Source organism: cf. Phormidesmis sp. LEGE 11477 (genome assembly GCF_015207105.1).
Lineage (GTDB): Bacteria > Cyanobacteriota > Cyanobacteriia > Phormidesmidales > Phormidesmidaceae > Phormidesmis.
In genome coordinates this window covers 1-2,227 of the sequence record NZ_JADEXO010000241.1, presented here as the reverse complement: position 1 = coordinate 2,227, position 2,227 = coordinate 1, and the positions used below count along the sequence as shown (strand labels likewise).

Below are 2,227 nucleotides of genomic sequence, written 5' to 3'. Positions count from 1 at the left end.
GCATTGAGGTCTTTCGTGGACTGACGATCACCGCCGATCAGGTCACGGTCAAAGGGCTGAGCCTATACGGATTTTCATCGGTTCATCGCCTGACGGCTTCGACGCCACCTGCTGATATCTTTATCTCTCACATCGCGCCGAATGCTTTTGACAGATCTCGCATATCGGCTAATGCGCTGCGACTGACCGAAAAAGAGATTGATCAAGCCCCCGAGGGGGTCGTGATCGAAGATAACTGGCTAGGGGTGTCTCCCACAGGCGAAATTCCTGTCCCAGAAGAGATGTCTGCCTTTGGCGTTTCTGTTTTCAACGCGATTAATACCACCATTGAGCGCAACAGAATCGAGTATCACGAAAGCAGCGGCATCATCACGGGCAACCTGGCTATAAACTCAATCATCACCGGCAACACCTTGATCGCCAATGGCCTGAGAGGACTGCCCGATGCGATTTATTTGCAGGGCGATATCGAGGGATCTGAGGTGCTAGAAAATCTCGTGTGCGCTAACGACGGTAGCGGCGTGGCGATGTTCAAGCCGGAAGGCAGTGCCCAGATCTACAGCAACGATATTCGCTTTAACGGGCGGCGATTTCGCAGTCCTGGCGTGTCACTGATGGGCAATGAGCATCAGGTTACCAGTAACTATATTGCCTTTCAGCCGGGGCCGGGTGTGGCGATCGCATCCTATCCACGCAGCCGCCGCAACCTAGTTCGCAACAACTTTTTTAGAGGGCTAAATGGCCTCAGCGTCGATTTGGCCTACAACGATGACGTGCGCGTTTCCGACTATCAGTTTAGCGATGGCCCCAACCCGCCCCGCAATTCTCGTCAGCGGCGGCGAGATTCTGCGAATGCGGGCATCAATGCGCCCGAATTTGATGCCTACACCTTTCCGTTTGAAAACACCACGACGCTAACTGGCTTTGCCGATCCGGGATCGGAAATTGGCATTTACGAGGTTTCTTCTCGGCAAGATCGGCTCTATGGCAGCTTGGGTAATTTGCTGACAACTGTGAACGCCGATGAAGCGGGTAGATTTAGCACTTCGGTTGCGGTTGATGAAGGAACAGAAGTCAGCGCGATCGCCACAGATTTGCGCTATGGCACGTCCGAACCGTCTCCAGTGGCCATCATTGGTGCGAGCTTGCCCTCAGCTCCGGGCGAGGTTTCTTTTGACCCGGTTTGCCAAGAGCCGCCGCTGCCCGCCGAAGAGCCGCCTGTTGAAGCGCCGACTGTCGAAGCGCCACCAGCGCCAGCGCCCACAGAGCAAATTACCCTGCGGATTCCTCGCAACATTCACTTTGCGCTCGATCAGTCCTTTATCAGCCCTGCTAGTGCCAACATCCTTGACCAGGTGGCCGCCGCGCTTTTGCAATATCCGTCGCTGACCTTAGAGCTACAGGGCCATACTGACCCACGGGCTAACGATGACTACAACCAAGCGCTAGGAGAACGCAGGGCACTTTCTGCGAGAGACTATTTGCTACAAAAAGGCGTTTCCCCAGAGCGGCTGCGGATTCGCTCGTTTGGAGAAACTCAGACAATTTCTACAGCGCCTGACATTGTTGATTATGCGCGCGATCGCCGAGTTGAATTCATCTTTCTAGACACTCGTGGTTTGGACATCATTATTGAAAGGCAAGAAAGCGATTTGCAGATCGAGTAGAAAATTTTTGAGAATTCTTTCTCTTTGTCATATCTTTTTGCCACGCTATGAACCCGCTAACCTCACGACTTACCTCTGGCGAACCCATGATTGCAGCTCGATTCTCTTCTAACTCTAGTCGTCTCATCAATCGACTGGTGGCCGGAACGGTGGCCGGAACGATGACCCTGTTGTCTGTGATGGGCTATCAGCCGCCAGCAAGGGCTCAAGCGCGTCAGATTTGCTACGCGATCGCTGATAATAATCCACCCGACGACAGTGACAGCGGTATCACCTTTCGCGACACGTTAGCTACCCTTGACTTCACCACAAACAGTGCCAATGACCTTGGCTTTATTGTGCGAGCCGAAGATGGCACAACTCCAATTACTAATATTGAAGCGTTGACCTCGCGGCCAGACTTCAACGAACTGCTTGCGGTTAACGGTAACGAGCTTGGCATTGTTGATCCAGCTACACTGACCTTCACTTCTTTGGGCAGACTAGACCCATTCCCAGACTTTGATGCCATCGTCATCGATCGAAATTCACCTAACCAGACCCGTTTGCTAGGCGTTTCC

At 53.0% G+C, this 2,227-nt stretch carries 2 protein-coding genes; both read left to right on the top strand.

The genetic code is table 11. The features are described 5' to 3' along the window. Positions 1–1,667, top strand: a 1,667-nt coding sequence (locus tag IQ256_RS28970) for an OmpA family protein (RefSeq protein WP_193859142.1), incomplete at its 5' end; no start/stop codon positions are given. Between the two features lie 86 nt (positions 1,668–1,753). Continuing rightward, on the top strand, positions 1,754–2,227 hold a 474-nt coding region (locus IQ256_RS28965), incomplete at its 3' end, for a hypothetical protein (RefSeq protein ID WP_228025397.1).